This is a genomic window from endosymbiont of Euscepes postfasciatus (assembly GCF_004296535.1).
Taxonomy (GTDB): Bacteria; Pseudomonadota; Gammaproteobacteria; order Enterobacterales; family Enterobacteriaceae; genus Nardonella.
In genome coordinates, this window is the sequence record NZ_AP018159.1 from 196,408 (window position 1) to 219,841 (window position 23,434).

Here is a 23,434-nt window from a genome sequence, read left to right on the forward strand (position 1 = left end):
ATAATGATTAAAAAAATTATTAAAAACATTATTTTTTTTATAATACTAATTAATATTTTTTTTAATAATATATTATATGCTGATGATAATAATAAATTTTTAATAAAAAAAATTAATATTATTGGTGTAAATAATTTTTCTAAAGATATTATAGAAAATAAAATAAAAAATTATAAAAATAAAAATATAAGTAAAAGTGATATTAAAAATATAATCAAATATTTATATGATACTAAATTGTTTAATAATATTAAAATTGATATTAAAAATAACGATTTAATAATATATATAAATGAAAATAAATTAATAAATAATATTAAATTTTTTAATAATAAATTATTAAATAATACTGAATTAATAAATATATTAAAAAAATTTAATCTAAATAATAATGAAATATTTAATGAAAAAAATTTATTTGATTTTAAAAAAGAAATAAAAAAAATTTATATTAATAATGGTAAATTTTTTTTTAATATAGAAGATATTATAGAAAATATAAATAATAATAAAATAAATATTACATTATTTTTTAATGAAGGAGAATTTACTAAAATAAATAATGTAAATATTGAAGGAAATAGATTATTAAATAAAAAAAGTATACTAAATATATTAGATATAAATTATGGATTATTTAAAACAGTATATAATAAAAATAAATTACTCAATAATTTATTAAAATTAAATTTAATATATAAAAAAAAAGGCTATTTAAATTTTTCAATTAATAAATTAAATACAAAATTTATTGAAAAAAATAATTCTATTGATATAGATTTAGTTATCAATGAAGGGAAAATATTTTTAATAAATAAATTTATTGTAAATGGGAATTATAATGAATTACATAAATTAGATATAAATTCTCTTTGTAATTTTAAAAAAAATGAAATTTATAATTATAAAAAAATATATAATGTAAAAAATAAAATAAAAAATTTTTTATTAAAAAAAGGTTACAAAAACCCAAAAATAAATATATTAATTAGTAATTTAAATAAAAATAAATGTACATTAGATATAAATGTTGAAATAGATATTCAAGATAAATTAAATATTAGAAATATAAAAATATATGGAAATAAAAAAACTTTAGATAAAGTTTTAAAAAATAAAATGAAACAAAAAGAAAAAACAGAATTTAATATATTTCAAACAAAAAGTGATATTTTAGAATTAAATAAATTTAAATATTTTAATAAAATAAATATATATACAAAAAAAATATATAAAATAGATAATTTAATAGATTTAATTTATTTTGTAAAAGAGCCTTATGTTAATAATTTTAGTGTAGGAGCAAATCTAAATAGTAAAACTTTAAATTTTGAATGTAATTACAATAATATAAATTGGCTTGGATCTGGAAATTCTTTATTATTAAAAGCTATATACAACGATCCAAAATATTTTTTATCATGTGATATAAAAAATCCCTATAATTTATTAAAAAATAATAAACAATATGAATGTAAAATATTTGATAATTTAAATACTGTAAATAATAATTCAGATGTATTAAGAATAAAAGATTCTGGTTTATCTAGTTCTATAAATAATAATATCAATGATAAAATTAATACTGAAAATAGATTATGTTTTTCAACAAGAACTATAAATTTTAATGAATTTGAAGAAAATATTAATGAAATAATTAAAAAAAATATTTTTAATGATAATATTCCAAAAAATATAATTGATTTAAATAAAAGTGATAAATACATTAAATTTAATAAAATTGATTTATTTACAAAAATGAAATATATTTATAACGTAAATAAATATAAAGAAAAATATTTAAATATAAGCTTTTCAACTGATAATAATCTTTTACCTTTTGGAATAAATTTGTATAGATTATTGTTTGAATATTTAAATAATAATAAAATAAATGATTATATAAGTCTAAAAAATGAAATAATATTTTTTATTATGCCAGATATTAATAATAAAATACCATTTTATGAATATGGATTGATTAAAAATTATATAGATAATATAAGAGGATTTAAGTCAAATTGTATAGAAGAAATTGACTATAGTAATATAGATGAAAATTGTGAAAATTTAAATATTTTAAAAAATAATTCTAAAATAAATATTATAAATGAAATATATTTACCTATAGAATTAATATTTAATAATATAAAAGATTTTTTAAAAATATCATTATTTATTGATTCAAGTAATAATTTATATCTAGGAAATAACATTTTTAAAAATATATTATCGTTTCATGATCATATGTCATTTGGTATAAATGCAAAAATTAATTTAAAAATAGGAAATATAAATACATCGTATTCTATTCCTATAAAATATTGTGATTCAAATAATATAATTAATTTTCAATTTAAATTTAATAGAAAATAATTTTTTATTATGAATAAATTTATTCATTTAAAAGTACATAGTGAATATTCAATAATTGATAGTATTATTAAAATAGAAAATCTTATTAAAAAAATTAAATTATTTAATATGAAATCTGTAGCAATAAATGATTTTTATAATTTTTTTGGTTTAATAAAATTTTATGAAGAATCTTGTAAAAATGAAATAAAACCGATTATAGGTATAGATATATTAATAAATAATGATTTTGATAATAATAATAATAATAATTATTGTTATTTAACATTAATAGCTTGTAATTTATTAGGATATAAAAATATTATATCAATAATATCAGAATCATACATAAAATCTAAAAAAAAATATAATAAATATCCAATAGTAAATAATGATATATTATTTAAATATAAAGATGAAATCATTGTATTATCTGGAGGAATAAATGGATATATAGGAAAATCAATAATTAATAATAATAATAATAATAATTTAAAAAAATATATAAATTTATATTTAAAAACTTTTAAAGATAAATTTTATTTAGAAATATCTAGAATAGGTCTTAAAAATGAAGAACTTTATATAAATGAATCAAAAATAATATCAAAAAAATATAATATATCCATTGTTGCAACAAATAATGTAATTTTTATAAATAAGAATGAATTTGATATACATAATATTAAAATACTTATAAATAAAAATATACATGGAATTAAAAATAATTATACAGTGAACCAATATTTAAAATCCGAAGAAGAAATGAATAATTTATTTCTAGACATTCCAGAAGCTATAATAAATACATTTGAAATATATAAAAGATGTAATGTTATATTAAATTTTGATAAATATTATTTACCAAAATTTTATAAAAAATTTAAATCTACAGAAAAAATCTTATATAGATATAGTAAATACAAATTATATAAAAAAATAAATGAAAAAGATAATAACATAGATTATAAAAAACATAAAATTTATTATGATAGATTATATAAAGAAATAAAAATAATAAATAAAATGGGATTTTCTGGATATTTTCTCATTGTAATGGAGTTTATAAAATGGTCAAAAAATAATGATATTCCTGTTGGACCTGGAAGAGGGTCTGGAACTGGATCATTAGTTTCATATGTATTAAATATAACAGAATTAGATCCTATAAAATTTAATTTAATTTTTGAAAGATTTTTAAATCCAAATAGATTATCAATGCCAGATTTTGATATAGATTTTTGTGTAAAAAAAAGAGATTTTGTTATAAATCATATAATAAATAAATATAGTATTAATAATGTTGCTAGAATAATTACATTTAATAGTATGACAGCAAAATCATCAATAAAAGATGTAGGTAGAGTATTAAATTATCCATATGGTTTTATAAATAAAATAACAAATATAATACCTAATATACCAGGAATGACAATATCAAAATGTTTTAAAATAAATGAATTTATGAATCTATATAATGAAAATGATGAAATTAAATATTTAATTGACGTTTCTATTAAACTAGAAGGAATAATAAAAGGAATAGGAAAACATGCTGGAGGTATAGTGATAACTCCTTGTAAAATAACTAATTTAATTCCAGTCTACTATGATAATATATATAATTGTTATATAACTCAATTTGATAAAAATGATATTGAAAAATCAGGATTAGTTAAATTTGATTTTTTAGGATTAAAAACTTTATCTTTAATAGATGAAACTATAAAATTAATTAATATTAGATATAATAAAAATATAAACATAAATAAAATATCATTATCAGATAAAAATAGTTTTAATTTGTTAAAATTAGGATTAACAAATGCTATATTTCAATTAGAATCTAAAGGAATAAAAAATATAATTAAAAAAATAAATCCTAATAAATTTGAAGAAATAATTGATATAATAGCTTTATTTAGACCAGGTCCTATAAAGTCTAAAATGGTTGATAATTATATAAATAGAAAAAATAAAAAAGAAAAAATATACTACCCTAGTATGGATATTAAAAGTAATATTCTTAAAAAAATATTATATAGTACATATGGAATAATATTATATCAGGAACAAATAATAGAAATAGCACAAAAATTCTCAAATTACTCAATAATAGAAGCTGATTTATTTAGAATAGCTATAAGTAAAAAAAATACAAAAGAAATGAGAAAACAAAAAGAAAAATTTATTAATGGAATAATATTGAAAAATAATAATATGAATTATAATACATCAGAAAAAATTTTTAATATTATTGAAAAATTTTCAGGATATGGTTTTAATAAATCACATTCAACAGCATATGCTATGATTGCATATCAAACATTATGGTTAAAATCTAATTATAAAAAAGAATTTATGCTATCTATAATGAATCTAGAAATAAATAATAATAGTAAAATAATAAATTTAATTAAAGAATGTAATAATTTGAATATAAAAATAAATAAAATTAATATTAATTCAAGTAAATATGAATTTTATATAAATAAAAATAATGAAATTGAATATGGATTAGGATTTATAAAAGGAATATCTGAAAATATAATAAAAAAAATAATAGATAATAGAATAAAATATGGAATTTATAAAAATATGTTAGATTTTTCTACAAGAGTAAATTTAAGTAAAATTGGAAAAAAAAATCTAGAAATATTAATTAATAATAATATTATTAATTTTGAAAAAATAAAAAACATTAATGATTTTATAAATAAATATTTTAATATATCAAAACAATATTTTAATAATATAAATAATAAACAAATAAATTTATTTAAAAATTTAATATAAATAATTTAAAAAAAATAATTAAAATATTGAATTTATAAATAAATAATATATAATATATACTATAAATAATTAAAAAATAATTTTAATTATATAATATAATAAATTTTTTAAATAATTTTTTTTATTTAATTTATTTACATTTAGAAAATATATTTAATTTTAAATCAAATGAGAATAAAAGGTCAAGTAAAATGGTTTAATGAATCAAAAGGTTTTGGTTTTATTACTCCTAGTGATGGAACTAAAGATGTTTTTGTTCATTTTTCTTCAATACAAGGTAGTGGTTTTAAAACATTATCTGAAGGTCAAGATGTTGAATTTGAAATACAAGAAAGTCAAAAAGGTCCTTCTGCTATAAATGTTACAACTTTATAATATTTTTTATTTTAAAAAAATTTACAAAATTATTTTTCATTTGTAAATTTTTTTAAATAAAAATATTTTTTTTTAAAAATTATTTATATTTTTTATACTATTTTTACCTATTTCTATTAAAGATTTAGTTATTGTTTTTATACTTTTATTATTTTTATTCATAAAAAAATCTATTAACATTGGTAAATTAATTCCCGATATTATAGAAAATTTATATTTTTTTTCTTTAAGAATGTTATAAGATATATTAAATAAACTTCCACCAAAAATATCCGTTACACATATAATTCCATTTTTAATATTTAATTCTTCTATTTTCTTTACAAAAATATTATTAATATATTTATTTGAATCATTATCTGAGTCTAAATATATACAAGAAAAATTATTTTGTTTTCCTAATATAATTTCTAACGATTTCATAAGATAGATAGATAATCTACCATGAGTACATAATAAAATTGCTATTTTCATAAATAAAATAATAAAAATTATAAAAATAAAATGAATAAAAATATATTATATATATACACAAGTAAATTAAAATGTAATATATTATTATTATATAATAATAATATTATTAAAAGTAAAAAATATTCATATAAAAATCATTTAAATGTAATTTTAAAAGAATTAAATAATATTATTAAAAATAACAATATAAATATTAATAATATAAATTTAATTTCTTCTATAAATGATCCAATTAATATATCTAGTATAAAATTTGGATTAAGTATATCACAAGGATTATCAATAGGATTAAATATACCATTAATAAAATTATCTTTATATGAAATTATATTATATAAAATAAAAAAAAAAAATATAAAAAATAATAATAATAATAATATATTAATAATTATAAATATAACAAATAATACTTTTTTATTAGTAATATGTAAATTGAAACTTAACAAATATAAAATAAAAAAATATATATATAACTTAAAAGAAATAATAAATTATATAATATATAATCAAAATATAAATTGGATAATAAATACTAATAATTTTAAAAACAAAATTAAAAATTTTATATATAATAAAAAAATAAAATTTATTAATTATGGATATACAAATAATGAAATTATATTTGATATAATTAATGAAAAAATTAATATTCTTTAAAGTAAAATTCTATAAAATTATTTTTTAAATTTAAATTTTTAATAAAAAAATTTTTTAAAAATTTTTTATGATTAATATTTATATAATTTATATTTTTACCATATATTATTATTTTAAAAGGTTTTTTATTTGATAAAATGTATGCATATTTTAATTTAGGTTTAATTTCTTTTTTACTATATATATTAAATAATAAATTAGATTTTTGTAATAATGTGTTTATAGTTTTAGTTTTTATTTTTATTTTATATTTAATAAATAATTTGTATATATATTTTACTATAAAATCTACGTTATTATGTAATGCAGATATATAAAATATTCTTATATTATTAATAATATAATATAATTTATTACTTATTTCTTTTTTATAATTTAATATACAAAACTTATCTAAACAATCTATTTTATTAAAAATTAATATTAATTTATCTAATTTGTATATTTTTTGAATAAAAAAAATATCTTTGTTAGATAAAATATTATTCATATCAATAATATATATTATAAAATCATACTTTTTATGAATATTTAAAATATAATTATTATATTTTTTTTTATGCTCAATATCATCTACTCCAAAAGTATCAGTAAAAATAAACTTATAATTTTTATATATTAAATAAGTATCTATATTATTTAAGGTTGTTCCTTTACAATTCGATACCACCAATCTATCATTTTTTAAAATTTTATTAATAAAAGTAGATTTTCCTGAATTAAATTTTCCTAGTATTAGCATATTTATATCATTTATTATATTAATACTTTTATTAAAAGTTTTTTTTTTTACATCTAAATTAATAATATATTTAAAAATATTTTTCATACCAATATTTTTTTTTACAGATACATAATATGTATATAAAATATTTAAAGAATTAAAATTATAATTTTCTTTATATTTTTTTAAATCTATTTTATTAATTATTAATATAATTTCTTTATTAAATTTTTTTATATAATTGAAAATTTCAAAATCTATTTTATTAAAGTTAAAAAATTCAACTATAAAAAAAATTATGTTTGATTCTAATATCGCCATTTTAGTTTGTTTATATATATTTTCATTAAATTCTCTAGGATTATCAATTAAAGATCCAGTATCTATAATTATTATATTTTCTTTATATATAAAATTTTTGTATTCTCTATCTCTAGTAGTTCCTTTAATATTTGATATTATAGATTTAGAAGATGTTAATCTATTAAATAAAAAAGTTTTTCCAACCTTAGATTTTCCAATTAAAGAAATTTTTATTTTCATAATAATATAAAATATTTTCTATTTTATTTTTTAGTTATACTTAAAAAAAAAATTTAATTTATCAATTATTTTTTTTAAATTATTAAAACTTATTTTTTCTATCATTACATTTTTATTAAATAAAAATATTTCATTAATATTATTTTTTTTATTAATTATCAAAGAAATATAAATATTATTTTTTTTAATAATTTTAATTTTATTTTTTATATTAGAAAAGGAATAATCAACTAATATTTTTAATTTTGGATATAAAAATCTTATCTTTTCTGATATATATATAGTAAATTTAAGAGATTTAAATTTAATTAATGATATATATATATTATATTTATTTTTTAAATATAAATTATTTTTTTTTTTATATTTATTATCTAATATTAATAATAATCTATTCCATCCTATTGCTAATCCAACAGATGAAATATTATATTTATTATTTAATTTATTACATAAATTATCATATCTTCCTCCTGAACATATAGATAAACCATTTAAATAATTTGATTTGTATTCAAATATAATTTTTGAATAATAATTTATTCCTCTAAATAAAAAAGGATTATAATAAAAATTTATTTTATTTAAATAAAGTAATTTTCTAAAATATTTAAAATAAATATAATCCTTTATAGTAAAGTATTTAGTTATTTTAGGACAATTTTTTAAAATAAAATTTTTTATATTATTACAACCTATATTATATTTAGACTCTAAAATGTTAAATGGGTTATTATTTATATTATTTATATTTAAATTACCAAATATTTCTTTGTTTTTGATTAAAAAATTTATAATATCATTTTTATATAAATTAATATAATTAATTCCTATATAATTAATTTCTAATATTATTTCATTAATTATTTTTATTTTTTTTAAAAATTTATTTATTATTAAAATTAATTCTATATCAATACCTATAGAATCATAACCAAAACATTCAATTCCAAATTGATAAAATTCTCTATATCTACCTAATTGAGTATTTTCATATCTAAACATTGGTCCAAAATACCACCATTTATTTTTTTGACCTCTAAAAAAACCATTTTCCAATCCAAATCTTATACAACAAGATGTTCCTTCTGGTCTTAATACAAAATTTTTATTTTTAATATAAAACATTTGATTTATTAAATTATTATTTAATCCTATAGAATTTTTAAATAAATAATCATATTCTAATAACGGAAATATTATTTCATTATAACCATAAGAAATAACTATTTTTTTTATTTCATTTAAAATGATATTCCATCTAAATAAATAAATATAATCATAATCTTTAAATCCTTTAATCTTTTTAATATTTTTCATTATTTTTTAAAAAAAATTATTTTTTAAATTATTTATTTTAAATTTTATTTATAAAATTAATATATTTAAATAGTAAATAAATCAAATTATTATTATTAATTACAATTATTTTATTTAATAAATATTTTATGAAATTAGACAATTTAAATAAATTTAATATAATTAAATTAAATTTAGAATCATTATCTTTTTTTTTTATTATTTTTTCAATATATAATAAAATATTTAAAAATTTTTTTTCTAATTTAGATAAATTATTATAATAAAATTTATAGTTATTAATTTTAATTTTATTTTTATTTTTTTTTAATAAATTTATAATTCTTTTAAATATAATAGATATAAATTTAAATTCATTATTATATTTTTTTATTATATTAAGTATTAAATTTATATTAAAAATTTTAATATTTTTTGTTATTAAAAAATTAACTAAATGTTTATTTTTATTTATTTTTAAAAAAAATAATTTAAATCTAATAAAAATTATTTTTTTAATAAAAAATAAATATTTATTAAAATTTACATTATAATATAAATCTTTATTGTATTTTCTTGTATATAAAATTAATTTTCTTACAGTATAGTTAATATCAAAATAAAAATCATTTTTCAATAAAATATTAATTATAAAATTTATATCTTTTTTTATAAAAAATGGATCATTATCTAAATTATTTTTATTTTTTAAAAAATAAAAATATAAATTACAAACAATATTATCAATTTTATCAACTAATAATATTAAAAATGATAAATAATTTAATTTATTATTTTTTATATAATTAATATTACATTGTTCTTTTATTAATATAATAATATCTTTATTTATATTTTTATTTAAATTTAAAAAATATGAATTTATATAACCTTTCATACAAAAAAATTCTTTTACTAAATTAGAATTTATATCATTCTTATATAAAAAACATGATAAATTAATTTTTTTATAATCTATATTTAGATTTGATTTTTTACTTAATAAAAAAGATATATTTGTAATTCTTAATATTTTATGATACATACTTCCAAATTCTTTTCTAAAAATTATTTTTTTAAATTTATCAAAATTATTTAATAATAAATATCTTTTATCTAAATTAAATAATATTTTTATTTTTTTAAAATAATTTATTATTATATTTTTATAATGATATTTAATATTTTTATTTATTTTTATATTCGATACACATACTATATAAGGTAACAATTTATTATTTAAATTACTCATTATTAATAAATAATTATAATATTTATATAAAATATTTATCATAATATTTTTATCTATAAATAAATTATTATATATTTTAATATAAAAAATATTTGGATTTTCATATAAATAAGATATTTTTTTTAATAAAGCATTATTTATTATAATATTTCCATTTAATTTTTTTTCTATTGCTTCTATATATTTTTTAATTTTAAATTTTCTATCATTAAAATTTATAATAATATTGTTCTTTCTTAAAAATAAATAATAATTTTTTATATTATTTATAATAATTTTATTTTCTTTATCAAAAAAATTTTTATAAGTAAAATTATTAGATTCTAAATTAAAAATTTTTATTTTTAATATTTTATTATTAAATAATAATAAAATATTCCTTATTGGTCTAATAAAAAAAATATTACTATTATTCCATTTCATTATATTAAATTTTTTTAAAATATAATTAATAGAATCTAATATATTTTCTTTTACAATTTTATATATTTTTATATTTTTAGTTAAATTAACATTTTTTTTTATTAAAAAATTTTTAATTATAAACCCTAATCTCTTATTTGTAGATATATATTCTATATTATCGTTTATATAAAAATTATTTTTTATTTTATTTGTAAAATAATCAAAAAAAATATTAGATAAAGATATTACAAAATTATTTGGAATGTTTTCTATATATATCTCTAATAATAAATTGTTTTTATTTTTTATCATATTTATTTATGGATTTATAATATATATTTGCTATTTTTTTTGATAAATTTTGTATATAAATTATATTAGATTTTTTTTCAAAAATAGAAAAAAAATATTTAGCATCTATCATATTAAATATATGAATTAATTTTAAAATATATTCATATGTCGGCAATATCAATTTTTTTTTTAATAAAAATAATGCATTTATATTTTTTTTATATTCATTAAATATATTAAATAAAAATTTTTTATTAAATAATTTTAAATTATATATAGAAAATTCTTTCTCATAACTATCAAAAATATTACCATATTTTAAATTATTATTTTTACTCCATAATATATCAGATATATTATTTTTCTTTTGTATTATTAAAGATAACCTTTCTAATCCATAAGTTATTTCTATCATTATTGGATTACAATTAATACCTCCTATTTGTTGAAAATATGTAAACTGACTAACTTCTAAACCATTTATATGTATTTCCCATCCTATTCCCCAAGCAGATAATGTTGGATTTTCCCAATTGTCTTCTAAAAAATCTATATTATTTAGTTTTAAATTTATTCCTATATATTTTAATGATTCTATATATAGGTATTGTATATTTTCTGGAACAGGTTTTATTATTACTTGTAATTGAAAATAATAAAAACGTTTATAAAAATTTTTATAAGGTTTAGAATCATTTGGTCTTCTACATGGTTGAACATAAACAAAATTAGTTTTTTCTTTATTTATCCCTCTAAAAAATGTAATAGGATGTAAAGTTCCAGCACCAATTTCTAAATCATAAGGTTGTATAACAATACATTTTTTTTTAGACCAATATTTTTTTAACAAAAAAATAATATTTTCAAAAGTTTTCATATTTTTTTAAAAAATAAATATATATATAAAATTTATATATTTTAATTAATTATTTTAAATATATTATTTAAAAAATAATAAAAATAAATTTTTATAGGATCTACAGCTATATTATTAATCCAAAATTCAAAATGTAAATGAGGACCAGTTGATTTGCCGCTATTGCCAGATAATCCTATTAATTCATTTTTTTTTACAAGTTTGTTTTTATATACAAAAATTTTATCTAAATGCATATATTTTGTAGTATATTTATCATTATGCTTAATAATAACATAATTACCAGCATATTTATTGTATGATACTTCAATTATTATACCAAAATCTACAGAAAATATTGGAGTATTTAATGGAACAGCTATATCTATACCTTTATGAGGAGACAATTTATTAGTTATTGGATTTAATCTTTGTAAATTAAATTTTGATGATATTTTAAATTTATCTTTTACAGGAAATCCAATAAATTTATTTTTTAATTTTAAAATGATTAAATTGAATTTATTATTTTTTTTAATTACAATATAACTTTTATTTTTAATATTAAATTTTATTAACAAAAAGCTTCTATATTTATATAAATAATTATTATATTTTTCTGTTTCCAATAATAAAAAACATTTTTTTTTTAATATACTATTCAAATTTACACATTTTTTAATAATATTTATAATATAATAAATATCATTATTTTTTATTCCTAATTTTAATAAAAAATTTATAAAATTTTCATCTACAATAAAATTAATTAATAAATAATTATTATCATTTATAACTTTATTTAAAAAAAATATTTTAAAATTATTTTTTATAAAATCATAAGAGCATTTTTTATATATATTATTATAATTTACTTTTTTAATATTATTTTGTTGTTTATTATTTATATAACTATTATTACAAATTAATTTTAACTTAAAAAAAAAATTTATTAATTTAAATATAAATATATAATATAAATTATATTTAATAAGATATATACTTTTATATAAATAAAGTTTATTATTCGTAATAAAAAATTTTTTATTTCTTAATGTTATGTATAAAACATTATTAATAATTGTTTTATTTTTATTAAAAAAAAATTTATTTTTTATAAAAATAAATAAAAAAATAAAATTAAATATTTTTAACATAATTAAATTTAAACTTTTATTTATTAAAATTAAAATTTTTAATATGTGTTATACCAATAGAAATTGAATCTGCTTCATCAGAACTTGGAACATTATACAAATTAAATATATTTTTTACAAAAAATCTAGTATAAAATTTATTAGAGTATATATTATTTAAAGAATATTTTTTGATCTGTTTTGAATTATATTCAAATATAGGAATATTAAAATTTATTAAAGCTAACATTATAACTGTTCTTGCTTGACATAACTTTAAAGATGAATTTATATTTTTACCAACAAAAATTTTTTCTATAGCAGATTGTTTTGGATTAAAATATTTTAAAATATCCATTATTTTAAAATATATAAATTTTAATTTATATATAAAGATATTATCATTTACTTTTATAGAATTACTAGTTAGATATGTTATATTATTTTTATCAAAATATAATATACAATATCCTATATTATTAGATCCAGGATCTATACTTATTAATATCATAAAATTATTTATTTTTAAAAAATATATATGTAACTTCTACTATTCAGTAATAAAATCATAAAATGAACTAGATTTTGGAAATGCTATAACATCTTTTATATTATCTATATTTTTCATTACCATAATTAGTCTGTCTAATCCAAAGGCTATACCTGAATGAGGAGGAGTTCCATATTTTAATGAATTTAAAAAAAAACCAAAATTTTTATTTTGATCTTTTTTTGATATATTTAATATATTAAATACCTTTCTTTGTAAAATTTGATTATTTATTCTAACAGATCCACTTGCTATTTCAACTCCATTTATAATCAAGTCATAAGAATTAGAAATAATTTTGTCTGGATCTTTAATTATGTCTATATTTTTATTAAAAAATTTAGGTGAAGTAAAAGGATGATGCACGCATTCATAATTATTATTTTTTTTAACAAACATAGGAAAATATTTTATCCATAATAAAGAATATACTTTTTTATTAATTAAATTCAATTTTATAGATAAATTTTTTATAAATTTACCAATATTAAATATACAATCATAACTTGATATAAATACTATAAAAAAACTATAATTATAATTTTCGATTGAATTTATAAAAATATTTTTAATAATATTTATATTAAAATTATTTATAAAATTTATTTTTATTTTTAAAATTTCTTCATTAAATTTAAATTTATTTACTATATAACATTTTATATCCTTAAAATAATTTAATATATAATTATAATTATTTTTAATATCTATATTATTTTTAATAGGAATTATATATATAAAATCATGATTATTTTCTATATAAAAATTATTTTCTATTAAAATATTAACTAAATTATATATTTTTAATGGATTTCTTAAATCTGGTTTTTCAGATCCATACATTTCTATAGATTTATTATAATTTATTTCTAATATATTATTTTTCACATCTATATTTAATATTTTTTTAAATAAAAAACATATTAATTTATTTGATAAATTAATAATATAATCTTCATTTACAAAAGATGATTCTATATCTAATTGTGTAAATTCAGGTTGTCTATCTTTTCTTAAATCCTCATTTCTAAAACATTTTGCTAATTGATAATATTTATTAACCCCAGATATCATTAACATTTGTTTAAATATTTGAGGAGATTGAGATAAAGCCATATATTTATTCTTTAAATAATTTCTTATTAAAAAATTATTTGCACCTTCTAAAGTTGGTTTAGATAATATAGGAGTTTCTATATATATATATTTGTTTTTATTCATAAAATAATTAATATACCAAATAATTTTAGATTTAATTTTTAAATTATTTAATATATTAGATCTTCTTAAATATAGATACCTAAATTTTAACTTATTTTTTTCAGATATATTTTTATTATTAATATCTATAGGAAGTTTATCAGATTTTGATATTAAAAAAAATTTTTTTACATTAATTTCAATAATATGTTTACTATTTAAAAAAACTAATCCAATTATTTTAATACAAGATTCTATATTTAAATTATATATAATATTTAAAATATATAATTTAAAATTTTCTTTTAAAATATTTAATTTAATTGTTCCACTATTATCCCTTAATATAATAACAATAAAATTTTTAAAAATTATTTTATTTTGTATCCATCCATATAAAATTATTTTTTTATTTAAGTAAATATTTTTTATATCTTTGCAAAATAATTTACGCATATTTTTTAATAATTTTTAAAAAAAAAAAAATTTATATTGTATTAATTTTAATATATATAATAAAAAAAATAAATTAAATTTTATATATAATAATATATTATAACAAATTATTTTATATATATAATTTTATTATTGTATATATATTTTTTTATATTATTTTTTTATATTTCATAAAACTAATCATTTTTTTTGCAAATAATTTTTCTGCATCCTTTATATTTAATCCAAATGCTATTTTTGATAATTTAATATTATTTATTATTAAATCACACTTAACATAAAATATTTTTTTATTATATTTTTTATTTAATAAAATTTTATCTACTGAATAAACAGGACAAGATGACAATTTATTACAAATTTCTTGCAAATTAGATTTAAAATTTTTAACTATTTTTAATGATATATTTGATATTAATTTTAAATATTTAATATAGATATTAATTATAAATTCTTCAACTTTTATTAAATTATAATTACTATCTAAATAAATTGCAGCTATAATAGACTCAAATGTATTTTCTATTATTGAATTAGAGATATTATTAAGATTTTTATATCTTATAAAATTATTTAATTTTATTTTTTTAGAAATTTTTAATATTAATTTAGAATTTATTAAAAAAGATCTTATTTTACTCATATCTCCTTCACTAAAATTAATATATTTATCATATAAATATTTAGAAAATATAAAATTTAATATAGAATCTCCTAAAAATTCTAATCTTTCATTATTTAAGTTAGTATAACTTTTATGTGATATTGCTTGTAATAATAAATTTTTATTTTTAAATATATATTTAAGTTTATTTTCTATTTTTAAAAAATTCATATATATATTAATGCATTTTTATTTTATTAAAAAAAAATTTAAAATTAATTTATTTATAAAATTTATATTAAAAATTTTATAAACAACTTTTCCTATCAAAAGATTTTTATGTAATAAACCCCAATATCTACTATCATAACTATTATTAATATTATCTCCTAATAAAAAATAATAATTATTAGGTATATTAAAAATAATATAATTTATTTTAAATAAATTAAAAAAATTTAAATTTAAATTGATATAATTATTATTTTTTAAATATAATAAATTATTAATATTTTCTATTTTATCACCTGGAACACCTTTTATTCTTTTTACATAATTTATATTTTTATTAAAAGGATATTTAAAGACTACTATATCATTTTTATTAGGATTTTTTATATTTATAATATAATTAATAATTGGTATTTTTATATTATATATAAATTTATTAACAAGTATTATATCACCAGGTTTTAAAGTAGGATACATAGACATAGATGGAATATAAAATATATCAAATATAAATAATTTTATAAAAATTATAAATAATAAAAAATAATTTTCTTTTATAATAAAAATAATAATCTTTTTAAATAAAAAATATATTTTTTTCTTTATATTTAATATTATAAATAAAAAATTTATCATTAAAATATTATATAATAATTTTTTAAAAAAAAATAATATTTAATTTTGTCTAATAAAAAAATGAAAATAACATGGAACAAAATATTTAAAATTGAAAAAGAAAAAAAATATTTTAAAAAAATTAAAAAATATATATATATATCTAAAAAAAACAAAAAAATAATATATCCAAATAATGAAGATATTTTTAATGCATTTAAATTAACAAAATTTAATAATATTAAAATAGTAATTATTGGACAAGATCCATATTATAAAAAAAATCAAGCTAATGGATTAAGTTTTTCAGTTAATAAAAATATTATGATACCGCCATCTTTAAAAAATATATATACAGAGTTAAAAAGAGATTTAAATAATTTTAAATATCCTAATCATGGATATTTAAAAAAATGGTCTACTCAAGGCATTTTATTATTAAATTTAATACTTACAGTAGAAGAAAAAAAACCATTATCTCATGAATTTATAGGTTGGAAAATATTTACCAAAAGAATAATAAATATTATAAATATATATAAATCAAATATTATATTTTTATTATGGGGAAATTATGTAAAAAATAATATATTAAATATAATAAATAAAAAAAAACATTATATATTACAAACGTCTCATCCATCACCATTATCTTTTAGAAATGGTTTTTACGGATGTAGTCATTTTTCAAAAGTAAATAATATATTAAAATATAATAAAAAAAAGATAATAGATTGGCAAATATAAAAAATTTTTTATTTTTTAGAAACTTTTACCATAGCTGGTCTTATTAATCTATTGTTTAATATATAACCTTTTTGAATAATTTCTGTAACTAAATTATCTTCTAAAGATTCATTTTTAATAGTTAAAATAGCTTGATGGATATTAGGATCAAAAATAACATTTATTTTATCTATTACTATTAATCCAAATTTATTTGTAATTTGTATAAGCATCTTTAAAGTTAATATTATTCCTTCTTTAATTATATTTATATCTATTTTATCATTTTCTAATTCTTTTTCAGTTCTTTCTAAATTATCTATAACTTCTAAAAATTCTGTAAAAAACTTTTCTAATGAAAATTTATATATTTTATCTATTTCTATTTTAGATCTTTTATCAATATTTTCTAATTCTGCATTTAATCTTAATATTTTATCAAAATATTCTTTTTCATTTTCATCTATTTTTTTTTCTAAGTCTAATATAATAGATTTACATTTATCACAACTATTTATATCATTATTTTCATTATTTATAATATCATTATTAATATTATCATTTTTATCATTAATATCTTTTTCAAACATTTTTCAACCTTTAATATTTATTTTTTAAAGTAAAATTTTTAATTATAAAATACCTATAAGTATTATATAATAAATTATATAAAAATAATAAATTAATACATTTAAATCATAATAATATAAATTTAATTATCATAAAAATATTTTTATGAAAAAAAACAACGTAATTATTAAAAATAAAAATATATATAAATATATAATAGATTATGAAATAGATGCTGGAATTGTTTTATTAGGATGGGAAGTAAAATCATTAAGATATAAAAAAGTTGATATAAATAACAGTAATATAATTATAAAAAATAATGAAATTTATTTAATTGATTCTAAATTTAATTTAAATTTATATAAAGAAAAAAAAATTGATTACTCTACTAATAGAATAAAAAAATTACTTTTAAATAAAAAAGAAATATATAAATTATACAGTAAGTTAAAAAATAAAATTATATATATATTTCCTATTTATATATTTTGGAATAATAATTATGCAAAATTAAAAATAGGAATTGGAAAAAAAAATAATAATTATAAAAAAAAAAATAAATTAAATAATAAAAAAAATATTTTAAATTATTTATATTAAATATTAACATTATATATAATTTTTGATATAATTAATTTAATTAGGGACTGATTGGTATAGACAAAATTATTTATATTATTTTGTGCATGTCAAGATTGGAAGTTCTTGTAAAAAATCCAATAAAATGCTTGCAAAACAAGCTAATTTTGAATCTGTAGCTATACATTAGTTTAGTTACTATTCCTTCTATTCTTAAATTACGCTTTATAAATTTAAGATGTGAAGTAATTTAAATATAAAGCAAATATTAAAATATAACTAAGAATATTTAATATTTAAATTAAATCTTAGTCGATTATCTAATTAATTTCTTTTCTTTAATAGATAATTGTAAATAAGAAAAGATAAACATGTAGTACAATTAATATAAAAATTTTGGACGTGGGTTCGATTCCCACCAGTTCCAAAATTAATATGTAGTTTTTATGATAAAAAATAATAATAGTATTGTTTATAAAAAAACAATATTAGTAACAACAGCTTTTCCTTATTCAAATGGTTGTTTACATTTAGGTCATATATTAGAAAATATTCAAGCTGATATATATGTTAGATTTAATAAATTAATAAATAATAATATATATTTTATATCATCTGATGATTCTCATGGTACTCCAATTATGTTAAAATCTATTTATTTAAATATAAATCCAAATATATTAATTAAATTTTTTTATAAAAATCATAAAAAAATTTTTAAAAAGTACTATATTAATTTTGATTATTATGGAAAAACTCATAATAAAGAAAATTATAGATTGTTAATAAAAATATTTAGTATTTTAAAGAAAAAAAAAATGTTGATTAATAAAAAAATAAATCAATTATATGATGAAAAAAAATCTATGTTTTTACCAGATAGAATGATAATTGGAATATGTCCTATATGTAAAAGCCCTAATCAATATGGAGATAATTGTAATTTATGTAATTCAGTATATAATGCAATTGATTTAATTAATCCAATATCTGTAATTTCAAAAAAAAAACCTATTATCAAAACATCTAATCATATACTTTTTAATATTAATGCAATAAAAAATGATATTTTATATACTATTAAAAATGATATAAAACTACAAAAATCAATATTTAAAAAATCAATAGAATGGTTCTATTCAAAATTAAAACCATGGGATATCTCAAGAGATCATCCATATTTTGGATTTAAAATACCAAATTATCATAATAAGTTTTTTTACGTATGGTTAGATGCTACTATAGGATATATAAGCTCTTCTAAAACATTATTTAAATATAAAAATATAAATTATCTTGATTTTTGGGGGAAAAATTCAAAATATAAAATATGTCAATTTATAGGAAAAGATATATCATATTTTCATGTTTTATTTTTACCAGCAATTCTTATTTGTATTAATTTTAAAAAACCTGATAATATATTTATACATGGACATTTAACTATAAAAAATAAAAAAATGTCTAAATCTTTATTTAATTATATAAATGCAAATAATTTTTTAAAATATATAGAATCTGATTACATTAGATATTATTTTGCATCTAAATTATCTAATAAAGTAATAGATATTAATTTTGATATATATGAATTAACTTATAAAGTAAATAATATTTTAATAAATAAAATATTAAATATAGGTTCAAGATGTTCTAAATTAATAAATATATATTATAATAATAATATTTTTTATAATAAGTTAATATATAAAGATAATTTATATAAAGATTTCATATATATATCAAATTATATTTGGTATATGTATGAAAATTTAGAATATTATAAAATAATAAATATCATAGAAAAATTATCTGACAATATAAATAAATACATTTCAATTAATAAACCATGGAGTATTAAAAATAATAATACAAAAATAGTATTATCTACATCAATTAATTTATTTAAAATAATTATTTTTTATATGAAACCTATAATACCAAAAATTTTTTTAGAAATAGAAAATTTTTTAAATCTTAAAATAAATATAAATAATTTTTACAAAATTATACCAAATAATCATAAAATAAATAATTTTAGTAGTAAGTTTATTAAAATAGATATAAATCATTTAAAAAATAATCTAAATAAAAATCTATTTTAATTAGAAAAAATAAAAAATATATGCAATATATATAAATATAATTTATATTTTTTATTTTCCTATACAAAACTTAGAAAAAATTTTTTCTAATATGTTTTCATTTTTATTATTATTATTTATATAATCTAAAATTAAATTTTTTATATCTTTTATATATTTTGAAAAAATAACAAAATTTGATAAATATGATAAATTTAATATATTAATAATTTTTTTTAATAATTCTATCTGTCTAGAATTTATAAAAAAATTTATATTTTTTATATTTTTTTTTATTAAAAATTTTAAATATTTATTTAACATTTTTATTCCATATTTTTTTTTTGCTGAAATATAAATAATATTAATATTATTTATATTCTTTATACATATTTTTTCATTATATATATCAGACTTATTTTTTATTATCGTATATGGTATATTTTTTATATTATTTATATTAATATTATTATTTTTTAATAAATTATTTATAATATTATCAATATTTATATTTTTTGTATTTAATTCTTTATCTATTACATATAAAATATGATCAGAATTTATTATCTTTTCTATTGTTTTTTCTATTCCCAACAATTCTAACTTATCATTTGTTTCTCTTATACCAGCTGTATCATAAATATTAAATAATATTCCATTTATCCATAAATTATAATCAACTACATCTCTAGTAGTACCTGATATATTTGAAATTATAGATTTATTCTCATTTATTAAAGCATTAAATAATGTAGATTTTCCTACATTAGTGTCTCCAATTATAGATATTTTTATTCCATTAAATATAGATTTACTTATATTAAAATTTTCAATATTTTTATTTATATCTTGTATTAAAGAATTTCTTATATAATTTATTTTTTTTAAAATATAATTTTCATCTATATCATATTCTGAAAAATTAATATAGGTTTCTAATAATATATGTAATTCATCTATTTTTTCTAAAAAAATATTTAATTTTTCTAAAAAGATATTATATAAAGATTTTATAGACATTTTTGCTGATAATATAGATTCAGAATTTATTAAATTTAATATAGCTTCTGATTGATCTAAATTAATCTTATTATTTATATAAGATCTAAAACTGAATTCTCCTGGATAAGACAATCTTATTTTTATTTTTTTTATTATTATATCAATAATATAATTTAACATTATTGGATTTCCATGAGTTTGAAATTCTAATACATCTTCACCAGTAAAAGAATTCGGTTTTTTAAATAAAATCAATATACCGTTATCTAATTTTTCATTATTATATGGATTAATAAATATTGAAAAAGTTGCATATCTTGGTTTAAGTTTTTTATTAAAAAAAATTTTAGATATTAATTCTGATTTAGAACCTGATATTCTAATTATTCCTATGCCTCCTTTTCCTATTGGTGTAGAAATAGCTATTATTGTATCATTAATATTTAAAAAATATTTATTCATTATTAATATTATTTTTTTTTAAATTAAAATTTCTAAGTATTATAATTTGTTGAATTATAGTAATAATATTATTTACTAAATAATATAAAACTAATCCAGATGGAATAAATAAAAATAATATTGTAAATAAAATAGATATAATTATTATATTAATTAAATTAATATTACCAATAATATCTGATATATTTTTTTGTAAAAAAACTATAGTTATACCAACTAATAATGGTAAAATAAAATAAGGATCTTTATGTAATAAATTATTTATCCATAAAAAATTTTTATTATCAAATTCTTTAAAATCTGTAAATATTTTATATAAAGAAAAAAATATAGGAATTTGTAAAAAAATAAATAATATATTTTTAATAATATTAATATTTTTATCTTTATATAAAAATAAAATTTTTTCATTTCTTGAATTTTTATTGTCTTTATAACAATTATTTATATTATTTAATTCTGATTTTAATGAATTTAATTTTATATAAGATATAAATTGATATTTTACTAATGGATAAGTTATTATTTTTATTAAAGTAATTATTATTATAATGGAAAAACCTAAATTTTTAACATAATTATTAATTATTATTAATAATTTTAAGATATAAAATGTTACATATTTATGATATAAATTACTCATATTTATTATCTTTATTTTTTAATTAAAAAATTGTTAATATCTTTAATAATATATTCTTTATTAATTAATAAACTTTTTTTAAAAATAATTAAAACATCAAAATTTTCAAATCTATTTTTATTTTTTCTAAAAAATTCTTTTAATATCCTTTTGAAATAATTTCTTAAAAAAGATTTATTAATTATTTTCTTTTTTATTATAAATCCTATTCTTGGATAATTAAAATTATTTTTTAAATAATTAATTATTATGTAATTTAAAATAATTTTTTTAGAAAAAGTTAATAATTTAATATAATCATTTTTTTTTCTTATTATTAATTTTTTTTTAAGAGTATTCATTTATGATATTTTATTACTTTTGGTATTAAATGTAATCTTCCTTTTTTTCTTCTATTTGATATAATTTTTCTACCAGATTTAGTAGACATTCTTGATCTAAATCCTAATTTTCTAATTCTTTTTATTTTAGATGGTTGAAATGTTCTTTTCATTTATTTTTTATTTAATTAAAACTTATTAAAAATAAATATTATAATAACAT

General features: G+C 13.1%; 22 protein-coding genes and 1 other RNA gene. 8 read left to right on the forward strand and 15 right to left on the reverse strand.

Annotation, left to right across the window (positions count from 1 at the left end; all coding sequences use genetic code 11):
* Nucleotides 1-3 precede the first annotated feature (3 nt).
* The 3 genes from bamA (at nucleotide 4) to cspE (ending at nucleotide 5,526) form a co-directional block, all read left to right on the forward strand.
* Complete coding sequence (gene bamA, locus NAREPO1_RS01110) at nucleotides 4-2,376, forward strand: outer membrane protein assembly factor BamA (protein WP_130624168.1); 2,373 nt, start codon at nucleotides 4-6, stop codon at nucleotides 2,374-2,376.
* A 9-nt stretch (nucleotides 2,377-2,385) separates the two neighbouring features.
* On the forward strand, nucleotides 2,386-5,151 hold the full coding sequence (gene dnaE, locus NAREPO1_RS01115; RefSeq protein ID WP_130624169.1) for a DNA polymerase III subunit alpha: 2,766 nt from the start codon (nucleotides 2,386-2,388) through the stop codon (nucleotides 5,149-5,151).
* Between the two features lie 168 nt (nucleotides 5,152-5,319).
* A complete protein-coding gene (cspE, locus tag NAREPO1_RS01120; RefSeq protein WP_130624170.1) occupies nucleotides 5,320-5,526 on the forward strand; it encodes a transcription antiterminator/RNA stability regulator CspE in 207 nt (68 codons plus the stop codon).
* 72 nt (nucleotides 5,527-5,598) lie between these two features.
* Here the strand turns inward: cspE and NAREPO1_RS01125 are convergent, their stop codons facing one another.
* A complete protein-coding gene (locus NAREPO1_RS01125) occupies nucleotides 5,599-6,000 on the reverse strand; it encodes a PTS sugar transporter subunit IIA (protein ID WP_130624171.1) in 402 nt (133 codons plus the stop codon).
* A 30-nt stretch (nucleotides 6,001-6,030) separates the two neighbouring features.
* On the opposite strand from NAREPO1_RS01125, the gene NAREPO1_RS01130 reads away from it, so the two are divergent.
* Entirely contained in the window at nucleotides 6,031-6,657 is a 627-nt protein-coding gene (locus NAREPO1_RS01130) for a hypothetical protein (protein WP_130624172.1), read from the forward strand.
* On the opposite strand, the gene NAREPO1_RS01135 is transcribed toward NAREPO1_RS01130, so the two are convergent.
* From NAREPO1_RS01135 to lepB, 9 genes are all read right to left on the reverse strand, one after another.
* Nucleotides 6,644-7,924 (reverse strand): GTPase, encoded by a 1,281-nt coding sequence (locus tag NAREPO1_RS01135; RefSeq protein ID WP_130624173.1) that lies wholly within the window; start codon nucleotides 7,922-7,924, stop codon nucleotides 6,644-6,646. The two genes, NAREPO1_RS01130 and NAREPO1_RS01135, sit on opposite strands and share 14 nt — an antisense overlap.
* A 30-nt stretch (nucleotides 7,925-7,954) precedes the next feature.
* On the reverse strand, nucleotides 7,955-9,244 hold the full coding sequence (locus tag NAREPO1_RS01140) for an ATP phosphoribosyltransferase regulatory subunit (RefSeq protein WP_130624174.1): 1,290 nt from the start codon (nucleotides 9,242-9,244) through the stop codon (nucleotides 7,955-7,957).
* Between the two features lie 37 nt (nucleotides 9,245-9,281).
* Nucleotides 9,282-11,192, reverse strand: a complete 1,911-nt coding sequence (locus tag NAREPO1_RS01145; RefSeq protein WP_130624175.1) for a glycine--tRNA ligase subunit beta — start codon at nucleotides 11,190-11,192, stop codon at nucleotides 9,282-9,284.
* A complete protein-coding gene (locus NAREPO1_RS01150) occupies nucleotides 11,179-12,051 on the reverse strand; it encodes a glycine--tRNA ligase subunit alpha (RefSeq protein ID WP_130624176.1) in 873 nt (290 codons plus the stop codon). Before NAREPO1_RS01150 ends, NAREPO1_RS01145 begins: the two co-directional genes overlap by 14 nt.
* Nucleotides 12,052-12,092: 41 nt before the next feature.
* On the reverse strand, nucleotides 12,093-13,187 hold the full coding sequence (locus NAREPO1_RS01155) for a peptidoglycan DD-metalloendopeptidase family protein (RefSeq protein WP_130624177.1): 1,095 nt from the start codon (nucleotides 13,185-13,187) through the stop codon (nucleotides 12,093-12,095).
* A 16-nt stretch (nucleotides 13,188-13,203) separates the two neighbouring features.
* Nucleotides 13,204-13,677 carry a crossover junction endodeoxyribonuclease RuvC gene (gene ruvC / locus NAREPO1_RS01160; protein WP_130624178.1) on the reverse strand — a complete coding sequence of 158 codons (474 nt, stop codon included), beginning with the start codon at nucleotides 13,675-13,677 and terminating at the stop codon, nucleotides 13,204-13,206.
* A gap of 39 nt (nucleotides 13,678-13,716) precedes the next feature.
* The gene (aspS, locus tag NAREPO1_RS01165; protein WP_130624179.1) at nucleotides 13,717-15,372 is read right to left on the reverse strand and encodes an aspartate--tRNA ligase; all 1,656 of its coding nucleotides are present in this window, start codon (nucleotides 15,370-15,372) and stop codon (nucleotides 13,717-13,719) included.
* Nucleotides 15,373-15,520: 148 nt separating this feature from the next.
* Nucleotides 15,521-16,207: a ribonuclease III family protein gene (locus tag NAREPO1_RS01170; protein ID WP_130624180.1), complete on the reverse strand. Its 687-nt coding sequence runs from the start codon at nucleotides 16,205-16,207 to the stop codon at nucleotides 15,521-15,523.
* Nucleotides 16,208-16,225: 18 nt separating this feature from the next.
* Nucleotides 16,226-16,843, reverse strand: coding sequence for a signal peptidase I (gene lepB, locus NAREPO1_RS01175; RefSeq protein WP_130624181.1), 618 nt, complete (start codon nucleotides 16,841-16,843; stop codon nucleotides 16,226-16,228).
* A gap of 60 nt (nucleotides 16,844-16,903) precedes the next feature.
* Here lepB and ung point away from each other — a divergent pair, with 60 nt between their 5' ends.
* Nucleotides 16,904-17,569, forward strand: a complete 666-nt coding sequence (gene ung / locus NAREPO1_RS01180; protein WP_130624182.1) for a uracil-DNA glycosylase — start codon at nucleotides 16,904-16,906, stop codon at nucleotides 17,567-17,569.
* A gap of 8 nt (nucleotides 17,570-17,577) precedes the next feature.
* Here ung and grpE read toward each other — a convergent pair whose 3' ends face one another.
* Nucleotides 17,578-18,138, reverse strand: coding sequence for a nucleotide exchange factor GrpE (gene grpE, locus NAREPO1_RS01185; protein ID WP_130624183.1), 561 nt, complete (start codon nucleotides 18,136-18,138; stop codon nucleotides 17,578-17,580).
* Between the two features lie 145 nt (nucleotides 18,139-18,283).
* Between grpE and NAREPO1_RS01190 the strand changes: the two genes are divergently transcribed.
* The 3 genes from NAREPO1_RS01190 (at nucleotide 18,284) to metG (ending at nucleotide 20,805) form a co-directional block, all read left to right on the forward strand.
* Nucleotides 18,284-18,721: an SsrA-binding protein gene (locus tag NAREPO1_RS01190; RefSeq protein WP_130624184.1), complete on the forward strand. Its 438-nt coding sequence runs from the start codon at nucleotides 18,284-18,286 to the stop codon at nucleotides 18,719-18,721.
* A 43-nt stretch (nucleotides 18,722-18,764) separates the two neighbouring features.
* Nucleotides 18,765-19,130: a transfer-messenger RNA gene (gene ssrA / locus NAREPO1_RS01195) on the forward strand.
* A 16-nt stretch (nucleotides 19,131-19,146) separates the two neighbouring features.
* Nucleotides 19,147-20,805 carry a methionine--tRNA ligase gene (metG, locus tag NAREPO1_RS01200; RefSeq protein ID WP_130624185.1) on the forward strand — a complete coding sequence of 553 codons (1,659 nt, stop codon included), beginning with the start codon at nucleotides 19,147-19,149 and terminating at the stop codon, nucleotides 20,803-20,805.
* 51 nt (nucleotides 20,806-20,856) lie between these two features.
* Here metG and mnmE read toward each other — a convergent pair whose 3' ends face one another.
* The 4 genes from mnmE to rpmH are packed head-to-tail and all read right to left on the reverse strand — an operon-like array spanning nucleotide 20,857 to nucleotide 23,384.
* Nucleotides 20,857-22,248, reverse strand: a complete 1,392-nt coding sequence (gene mnmE, locus NAREPO1_RS01205; protein ID WP_130624186.1) for a tRNA uridine-5-carboxymethylaminomethyl(34) synthesis GTPase MnmE — start codon at nucleotides 22,246-22,248, stop codon at nucleotides 20,857-20,859.
* Nucleotides 22,241-22,891 (reverse strand): membrane protein insertase YidC, encoded by a 651-nt coding sequence (gene yidC, locus NAREPO1_RS01210; protein ID WP_130624187.1) that lies wholly within the window; start codon nucleotides 22,889-22,891, stop codon nucleotides 22,241-22,243. Before yidC ends, mnmE begins: the two co-directional genes overlap by 8 nt.
* Nucleotides 22,892-22,902: 11 nt before the next feature.
* Nucleotides 22,903-23,232 carry a ribonuclease P protein component gene (gene rnpA / locus NAREPO1_RS01215; RefSeq protein ID WP_130624188.1) on the reverse strand — a complete coding sequence of 110 codons (330 nt, stop codon included), beginning with the start codon at nucleotides 23,230-23,232 and terminating at the stop codon, nucleotides 22,903-22,905.
* Nucleotides 23,229-23,384, reverse strand: coding sequence for a 50S ribosomal protein L34 (gene rpmH / locus NAREPO1_RS01220; RefSeq protein ID WP_130624189.1), 156 nt, complete (start codon nucleotides 23,382-23,384; stop codon nucleotides 23,229-23,231). Before rpmH ends, rnpA begins: the two co-directional genes overlap by 4 nt.
* Between the last annotated feature and the right edge of the window lie 50 nt (nucleotides 23,385-23,434).

Bases quoted from the DNA above. Each gene is read 5' to 3' on its own strand.
- bamA (WP_130624168.1), top strand. From the start codon at position 4: ATGATTAAAAAAATTATTAAAAACATTATTTTTTTTATAATACTAATT.
- dnaE (WP_130624169.1), top strand. From the start codon at position 2,386: ATGAATAAATTTATTCATTTAAAAGTACATAGTGAATATTCAATAATT.
- cspE (WP_130624170.1), top strand. From the start codon at position 5,320: ATGAGAATAAAAGGTCAAGTAAAATGGTTTAATGAATCAAAAGGTTTT.
- NAREPO1_RS01125 (WP_130624171.1), bottom strand. From the start codon at position 6,000: ATGAAAATAGCAATTTTATTATGTACTCATGGTAGATTATCTATCTAT.
- NAREPO1_RS01130 (WP_130624172.1), top strand. From the start codon at position 6,031: ATGAATAAAAATATATTATATATATACACAAGTAAATTAAAATGTAAT.
- NAREPO1_RS01135 (WP_130624173.1), bottom strand. From the start codon at position 7,924: ATGAAAATAAAAATTTCTTTAATTGGAAAATCTAAGGTTGGAAAAACT.
- NAREPO1_RS01140 (WP_130624174.1), bottom strand. From the start codon at position 9,244: ATGAAAAATATTAAAAAGATTAAAGGATTTAAAGATTATGATTATATT.
- NAREPO1_RS01145 (WP_130624175.1), bottom strand. From the start codon at position 11,192: ATGATAAAAAATAAAAACAATTTATTATTAGAGATATATATAGAAAAC.
- NAREPO1_RS01150 (WP_130624176.1), bottom strand. From the start codon at position 12,051: ATGAAAACTTTTGAAAATATTATTTTTTTGTTAAAAAAATATTGGTCT.
- NAREPO1_RS01155 (WP_130624177.1), bottom strand. From the start codon at position 13,187: ATGTTAAAAATATTTAATTTTATTTTTTTATTTATTTTTATAAAAAAT.
- ruvC (WP_130624178.1), bottom strand. From the start codon at position 13,677: ATGATATTAATAAGTATAGATCCTGGATCTAATAATATAGGATATTGT.
- aspS (WP_130624179.1), bottom strand. From the start codon at position 15,372: ATGCGTAAATTATTTTGCAAAGATATAAAAAATATTTACTTAAATAAA.
- NAREPO1_RS01170 (WP_130624180.1), bottom strand. From the start codon at position 16,207: ATGAATTTTTTAAAAATAGAAAATAAACTTAAATATATATTTAAAAAT.
- lepB (WP_130624181.1), bottom strand. From the start codon at position 16,843: ATGATAAATTTTTTATTTATAATATTAAATATAAAGAAAAAAATATAT.
- ung (WP_130624182.1), top strand. From the start codon at position 16,904: ATGAAAATAACATGGAACAAAATATTTAAAATTGAAAAAGAAAAAAAA.
- grpE (WP_130624183.1), bottom strand. From the start codon at position 18,138: ATGTTTGAAAAAGATATTAATGATAAAAATGATAATATTAATAATGAT.
- NAREPO1_RS01190 (WP_130624184.1), top strand. From the start codon at position 18,284: ATGAAAAAAAACAACGTAATTATTAAAAATAAAAATATATATAAATAT.
- metG (WP_130624185.1), top strand. From the start codon at position 19,147: ATGATAAAAAATAATAATAGTATTGTTTATAAAAAAACAATATTAGTA.
- mnmE (WP_130624186.1), bottom strand. From the start codon at position 22,248: ATGAATAAATATTTTTTAAATATTAATGATACAATAATAGCTATTTCT.
- yidC (WP_130624187.1), bottom strand. From the start codon at position 22,891: ATGAGTAATTTATATCATAAATATGTAACATTTTATATCTTAAAATTA.
- rnpA (WP_130624188.1), bottom strand. From the start codon at position 23,232: ATGAATACTCTTAAAAAAAAATTAATAATAAGAAAAAAAAATGATTAT.
- rpmH (WP_130624189.1), bottom strand. From the start codon at position 23,384: ATGAAAAGAACATTTCAACCATCTAAAATAAAAAGAATTAGAAAATTA.